A 6,553-nucleotide genomic window follows, 5' to 3' on the forward strand; every position below is an offset into this window, starting at 1 on the left:
ACCCAGGCCCTGAAAACAACTTAGTGGACGTTAATACCCTCCGTTCGGCAACTGGACTGGACGTTCTTTAATGTTGCGAATTTAGGAACCGGGCGCGCCAACTGGCGGTCAGTCGAAAAAAGATGTTCTAAAGCGCGGGCTGCACTTAGGAGATGGCGATCCCCATGGTTCGGTCCGATGATCTGGATGCCAAATGGAAGGCCGACTTCATCGGTACCGCAAGGCAGCGCTACCACAGGATGACCGACCACCGTTATGGACGCAGTAAGGTTCAGCCACGCCATATAGTTTTCGATGGGGTTGCCATCGACCTCCTTGGGATAAAGGTCCTTCCATGGAAACGGCGATATACTAGTCCCCGGACAGATGAAAAGGTCGAATTCGTCAAATATCTTCTGAAAGCTTTGGTAGAGTTCCATTTGCCTGCGCCGCGCTTTTGCGATTGCTTCCATGGGCATCTCAAGCGCTGCCTCATAGTTGCGACGGATGTTAGGATTGAAGCCCTCGTCATACTTTGCGATCTCGCGATGATAGTGAGCGACGAATAAGTCGCTACGTAAATGCCAATCCACCATCGGAGCGTCGCGCAGGGTCTACCGGACGCTTCATGAAATCGCGACGAAACTCGCGTCAAGACACATGGCGAATGCTAACATCTACTGCTAATTCGCGACGGTCATTGTGAAAATGGCGCCCCTGACACAAATGTAGGTGTTTCGCGAGAGAAACTAGCTAGTCCACGGCCTTCGATCTTTCTTGCCGATCCAAATTGTCGCTCTCCTGAAGGTGTGTGGCACACAGCGGCGTGCAGAAGCGATTAGCGATTTCCGTTGCGCTAATGAGCGGGCCGAAACGGCGTTGTGCAAGGTGGGGTCTACCGGTTCGATGCTCAGTAAGCCCCCGGTGAAGCCTCATCGGACGGTTACGATGCTCCCAATCCTTGTCCAGCTTCTGACAGCGGCACAAACTTGTCGGATTCAAAACACTTGCCCATGGGCTGGGCAGCCGCGTTTCAAAGCGCACTCAGTAGCATAGACGCCGAGAACAACGATGGCACGGCGGTTGCTTCTGCGGATACGTCAGCATTGACGCGGGAGAGCAGCCTCATGCGATGTCTCCGCGACCCCATGGAAGGAACAGCGATGTCGTCCGAACTGCTTTATCTTTCCAATGTCGATATCGAAGGCTTGAAAATTTCGCCTCGGGAAGCGCGGGAGGCGGTTCTTGCCGGCTTTCGCGACAATGCGGCTGGCCGCAATATCGGGTCGCCTAAAACAGTCATCAAGATCGGCCCGGGCTACGCGTTCTTGTCGATGAGCTCGGCGTCGGAGGCTAATGCTATCGCGGCATTCAAATGTGTAGCGCTGGTTCCAGTCGAAGGGAATCAAGGACCGCCGGGGGTCAACGGCTTGATCTGTGTGAGCGATTACAAGACGGGGGTGCCCCTCTCAGTTCTCGATGGAAATTCCATCACGCTAATAAGGACAGCGGCGATGTCTGCGGCGGCAGCCGTCTATCTCGCGCCCGAGGCACCCACAACGATTGGCTTTGTAGGCTGCGGTTTGCAGGCGCTTAGCCACCTCGATGCGTTTGTTGATCTTTTTCCATCGTTGCGCAGGATCTACCTCTTGAGTCGAAGCATCTGCTCCGCTGAGAGAGTTGCGACTGCCGCCTCCGAGAAGCAGCTCGACCCAATCATAGCGAACGATCCTGAAACGCTGTTGGGTCAAAGCGAGATCGTGGTCTCCACGGTTCCGAATTCGCCCGGATTGAAGCCGTTCCTAGACGCTCGATTGCTACCGTCTTCGTCCTTCGTGTCCGCCGTGGACGGGGGCTTGAGCTGGTGGCCGGAAGGGTTCACTGCTTTCGACAGGCTTGTCACAGATACCTTGGACCAATCCGCATCGCCTTTTGACGTATCAGGACGCCCCGTCGAATCCGCAAGGTATCAAGATGACCTCGTGCATCTTGTTTCTGGTTCGTGGCGGCCCAGTGCGCCAATCCGAGCTTTGTTCTGCTTCCGGGGTTTCATAATCGCAGATCTGGCACTATCGGAGTTGGCGATCCGCAAGGCTCGCGCTTTTGGGGTCGGAACGATTCTGCCAAGATGAGACTAGAGGCTGGCGCCCAAGTGCTCTATGCCGGCGACGCGCGCATTTGAGGAGTAGCGTCATGATGGATTCGTGGAATCGTAAAGCGCGGGACGCGGCGATGGTTGTGCCGCTCTCTCGCACCAGGCCGAGCGGTCAAATTCACGCGCTTTGAAGTCGTTGCGGGCGACAAGGTGGACATCGTGATCGGCGACATGCGTGCATATCGGCAGCGATGTGGAGCCCTGAGCGACTTGCCGCGGTGATCGGGGCGGTTCGGCAGTTTAATCCAGCGTGTTGCCGCTGGTGCGAGATCGTGGAGCCGGCCCATTCAGCGGAGCGCTGTACGTGTTCCGGTCGAGACGGCCGAAACGGATAAAGGCGGTTTGGCGGGACGGCAGCGGAGTGGACCTGTTTGCCAAGAGTCGTTGGTCCGCCGACGTAAACCGGGCAGCACGAATGGACAAGATAGCCGAAACAAAGCCGGCATCGGCTTCGCGGTGCGAACCGACGAGACGGGCGGCTGTCCATCACTTGGCTGTCGAACTCGGCGAAATCGCGAAACTCGCCTTGCCGATGGTGCTGACGCAGGTTGGGCAACTCGCGATGATGATGACCGATCTTGCCTTTGTCGGCCGAATCAGCACTGAGGCGTTCGCCGCAGCGGCGCTGGGAAGCAGGGTCTATCTCGTTAGCTTCACCCTCGGCGTGGGCCTGCTAGCGGCAATCGCACCTTTGGCAGCGCAGGCGTTTGGCGCGGATAATCTGGCCGTGGTACGGCGCTCGCTGCGCATGGGGCTGTGGGCGGCGCTGCTGCTATCGTTCCCGATCATGGTGTTTGCGCTGCGCGGGGAGCAGATACTGCTCACTGCTGGCCAGACACCGGGCGCGGCGCGGCTCGCCCAACAATATCTGTTCGGGCTGGCCGGGGGCGTCGCCCCAGCGCTGTGCTTTCAGGCCATTCGAAATTTGATGGCCGCGGTCAATCGGCCGGAGCCAGTCTTGTGGATCACGCTGGCGGCCGCCCCCGCAAACGCCCTACTGGTTTACTTGCTGATCTATGGGAAGCTCGGCCTACCCCGTCTGGAGCTGTTTGGGGCGGGTCTTGCGACCACCTTGGTGAACTGTGGGACGGTTCTGGCCGGTTTGTGGTTCGCCATAATGCGTCGCCCTTTCCGGGAGTACCACGTGCTTGCACATTTCTGGCGCTTCGATTGGCCCTTAATGCGGCAGCTGATCGTGATCGGGACGCCGATCTCATTCGTCTGCTTACTCGGGTACGGAATATTCACAGCAGCAGCGTTCCTGGCCGGCGTGATCAGCACCAGCGCACTTGCCGCTCATCAGATCGCGCTTCAGGTCACCGTGATCCTGTCCATGATCTCTTTCGCCATCAGCACAGCAACGGCTGTGCGAGTCGGCCATGCGGTCGGTCGCAACGACGGTCCTGGCATCAAGCGAGCAGGTCTGGCGGCGACGGCGCTCGGAGTCGGGATCACCGCGATGCTGACGCTTGCAATAATAGCCACACGTTTTGAGATCGCCGAGTTGTTTCTGGGCGAATCGGCTGGTCATCCCGACGCGACCATCAAACTAGCTGCAAATCTCCTTTTGGTCGGTGCGAGCTTTTTTATCGCTGACGCCGTGGAGAACATTATGGTGGGTGGCCTGCGCGGACTGAAGGATACGCGGTTTCCGGTTTTGTTCGCCGGCATCTCTTATTGGCTGATCGGCTTCTCCCTTAGCTACGTGCTTAGCTTGAAGATCGGTCTTGGTGCCATTGGTATCTGGATTGGCTTATCATTTGGGACAACCGTCTACGCGGTGCTCCTGGTCTTGCGTTTCCGGCTGCTAGCAAACAGGCTTGCTCTTCAGATGCCGTGTTCACCCCGTCAACTAATATGATTGCGGGCGCGCTCGGCGACTTAGAATTTCGGGAGGCGACGCCACTGAAGCGTCAATTAAGCGCTTCGCATATAAAGGCGAACCGTCTGATCCAGAAGACGATGCTATCAGGTGATCTGATCCTTATGCTCAAGTTTCCTTGTCACACGCATCAATTTCATTCCAATCTCGTTGTGGGTGCGCCGGGCTGGGATCGTCCGCAAAAGCGCACCGCTCGGCAGCCGGCGGGAAAAGGAGGAGCATAGGCAGGCTATTGGCCGTTTGCGCGGTCGGCGCAACACGAAGATTCTCGCACTCGCAGATGCTAAGGGACCCCTCATATCCATTCTGTTGACCGGAGGCGAGGTGCACGACTACCCGGTTGCAGAGCGATTGCTCCGCAGAGTAAGGCCGCCGAAGCGCATGCCCGGCCACAAGGCCTATGATAGCGCTGAATTGATGAACGCGACGAGCTCGGAGCCAAGCCAGTTATCCCAAACCGCGACAACCGAAAGCAGCAGTTCAGCTTCTCAAAGCACCTCCATAGTAAGCGTGGCGCCGAGGCCCTTCAGATTGTTTGTGCGTAGATTTGGGAGCGCCGCTAGAAGAGTCATCTTCGGCAAGGGTGCTCACAATGGACGACCATTCGGACGACATAAGACGACCAGTATCGTCGCGTATTGAAGTGTACGCTGGCGTGGGCCGAAAGCGCTGGCCAGATGAGCTGAAGGTGCAGATCGTCGCGGAAAGCCTCGAGCCGGGCGCGGTTGTGACAGATGTCGCCCGCCGCCATGGCTGCCGGCCCCAGCAGGTGCATGATTGGCGGCACAGAGTGCGTTCGGGACGATTGGCGCTGCCGGCTTCGGCGGATGCACTGTCGTTCGTGCCGTTGGTGTCGGAAGCTTCGCTACCGGCGGCTGCGGAGCCTTCCGGATCGCCGGAGGCAGCTGCTGTTATGGTTGAGTTCCTGGGGGCCCGGGTGGAGGTGCGCGGAACGCCTGGCCTTGCCGTGCTGAGTGATGTGTTTTTGGCGCTCCGACGGACCCGTTCATGCTGACGCCACCCGCGGGCCTCCTGATTTACGTTGCGACGCAGCCTGTGGACTTCAGAAAGGGCGCGGATGGCTTGGCGCTCTTGGCGAAGGAGACGCTGGGCCATGACCCGATGAAGGGCGTGGCGGTGGTCTTCCGTTCGAAGCGCACCGACCGGGTGAAGATTGTCGTCTGGGATGGCAGCGGCCTTGTGATGTATTGGAAGCGGCTCGACAGCAGCGGCTTCAAGTGGCCTCCCATCGTGGCCGGCGTGATGCGGATGAACGCCGCGCAGCTGTCGGCGCTTCTGGCCGGCATGGACTGGACGCGCATGCACGCACCTCGGATCCCGCAGCCGAAAGCGCTTGCGTAGAAAATAAAATCTTCGCTGCATCGGGGCGCGAAGCATGGCAGACTCGGGCCAATGAGTGATTTGCCTGATGAGCTGCCGAGCGATCCAGCCGAGTTACGTGTCTTTGCCGCGGCTCTGCTGGATCGCTGCGCTAGGCTCGAGCGGTTGCTCAAACTTGCAAAAGATGCGCAGTTCGGCCGATCGTCGGAAAAGCTGGACGCTGATCAGCTCCAGCTTGTTCTGGAGGATATTGATCAGGCCGTCGCGGCTCTCGAAGCAGCCGAGGATCGTGCCAATCCCAAAACATGCGAGAAGAGAGCTGCCGAGCGCAGGGCCAATCGTGGCAAGCTGCCGGAGCATTTGCCACGCATCGTTGAAACACTGATGCCGGCTGCAACCTGTTGCCCGTCCTGCAAAGGTGATCTCTTTGAGATTGGTCGCGATGAGAGTCAGAGACTAGACGTCGTTCCGGCGCAATACCGAGTGATCATCACCCGCCGGCCCAAGCTGGCCTGCCGCGCCTGCCATGGCGTCGTCCTCCAGCATGCCGCGCCCGAACGATTGATCAGGGGCGGATTGCCCACCGAGCGGCTCGTCGCGCATGTGATCGACGCCAAGTATCATTGGCATTTGCCTCTCTACCGTCAGACGCAGATGCTGGCGACCCACGGAATTGCCATTGATCGTTCCACGCTCGCCTTCTGGGTCGGGTATGCCGCTCAGGAATTGAAGCCCTTGTGGCATCGTCTGCGCGAGCTTCTGCTCGCCTCCTCGAAGCTCTGCGTCGATGAGACCCCGGCGCCGGTGTTGGATCCGGGGCGCGGCAGGACCAAAACCGGCTACTTCTGGGCGCTCTCGCGCGATGACCGGCCTTGGGCCGGACCTGACCCACCTGGGGTGATCTATGCCTATGCACCGGGCCGCGGCGCCGTCCATGGCTTGAGGCTGCTCGAAGGCTACCGTGGCATCATCCATTGCGATGGCTATGAGGCTTACAAGACTATGACACGCGAGACTCGTGCGGACGCCCTGTCCGGTACGCTCGCGTTCTGCTGGTCGCATCTACGGCGTCAGTTTGTGAAGATCGAGCGCGAGGCTTCGCCGGCGCCGGCTCCGGTTGCCGCTCTCGAGCGCATCGCCCAGCTCTACGCGGTCGAGAAAGCCCTCCCCGGCCGATCTGATGCCGAGCGCCGCTC

Annotated in this window: 6 protein-coding genes; 5 read left to right on the forward strand and 1 reads right to left on the reverse strand. The window is 59.2% G+C overall.

What is annotated here, in order from left to right:
- Nucleotides 1-20: 20 nt before the first annotated feature.
- Nucleotides 21-575: an amidase family protein gene (locus ACYCVF_RS35785; RefSeq protein WP_459607461.1), complete on the reverse strand. Its 555-nt coding sequence runs from the start codon at nt 573-575 to the stop codon at nt 21-23.
- A gap of 567 nt (nt 576-1,142) precedes the next feature.
- Here ACYCVF_RS35785 and ACYCVF_RS35790 point away from each other — a divergent pair.
- The 5 genes from ACYCVF_RS35790 to tnpC all read left to right on the forward strand — a co-directional run.
- Nucleotides 1,143-2,111: an ornithine cyclodeaminase family protein gene (locus ACYCVF_RS35790; RefSeq protein WP_459607463.1), complete on the forward strand. Its 969-nt coding sequence runs from the start codon at nt 1,143-1,145 to the stop codon at nt 2,109-2,111.
- A 438-nt stretch (nt 2,112-2,549) separates the two neighbouring features.
- Nucleotides 2,550-3,995 carry an MATE family efflux transporter gene (locus ACYCVF_RS35795; RefSeq protein WP_459607465.1) on the forward strand — a complete coding sequence of 482 codons (1,446 nt, stop codon included), beginning with the start codon at nt 2,550-2,552 and terminating at the stop codon, nt 3,993-3,995.
- Nucleotides 3,996-4,608: 613 nt separating this feature from the next.
- Nucleotides 4,609-5,031 (forward strand): IS66-like element accessory protein TnpA, encoded by a 423-nt coding sequence (tnpA, locus tag ACYCVF_RS35800; RefSeq protein ID WP_459607467.1) that lies wholly within the window; start codon nt 4,609-4,611, stop codon nt 5,029-5,031.
- Entirely contained in the window at nt 5,025-5,378 is a 354-nt protein-coding gene (gene tnpB, locus ACYCVF_RS35805) for an IS66 family insertion sequence element accessory protein TnpB (protein ID WP_459607469.1), read from the forward strand. The genes tnpA and tnpB overlap by 7 nt, the downstream gene beginning before the upstream one ends.
- 51 nt (nt 5,379-5,429) lie before the next feature.
- Nucleotides 5,430-6,553 (forward strand): IS66 family transposase (gene tnpC / locus ACYCVF_RS35810; RefSeq protein WP_459607470.1); only part of this gene is annotated, 1,124 nt, incomplete at its 3' end.

It is taken from the genome of Bradyrhizobium cedriense (assembly GCF_054602315.1).

What these genes read in the sequence shown, in the direction of transcription:
- ACYCVF_RS35785 (WP_459607461.1), bottom strand. Translation starts at nt 575, where the DNA reads ATGGTGGATTGGCATTTACGTAGCGACTTATTCGTCGCTCACTATCAT.
- ACYCVF_RS35790 (WP_459607463.1), top strand. Translation starts at nt 1,143, where the DNA reads ATGTCGTCCGAACTGCTTTATCTTTCCAATGTCGATATCGAAGGCTTG.
- ACYCVF_RS35795 (WP_459607465.1), top strand. Translation starts at nt 2,550, where the DNA reads ATGGACAAGATAGCCGAAACAAAGCCGGCATCGGCTTCGCGGTGCGAA.
- tnpA (WP_459607467.1), top strand. Translation starts at nt 4,609, where the DNA reads ATGGACGACCATTCGGACGACATAAGACGACCAGTATCGTCGCGTATT.
- tnpB (WP_459607469.1), top strand. Translation starts at nt 5,025, where the DNA reads ATGCTGACGCCACCCGCGGGCCTCCTGATTTACGTTGCGACGCAGCCT.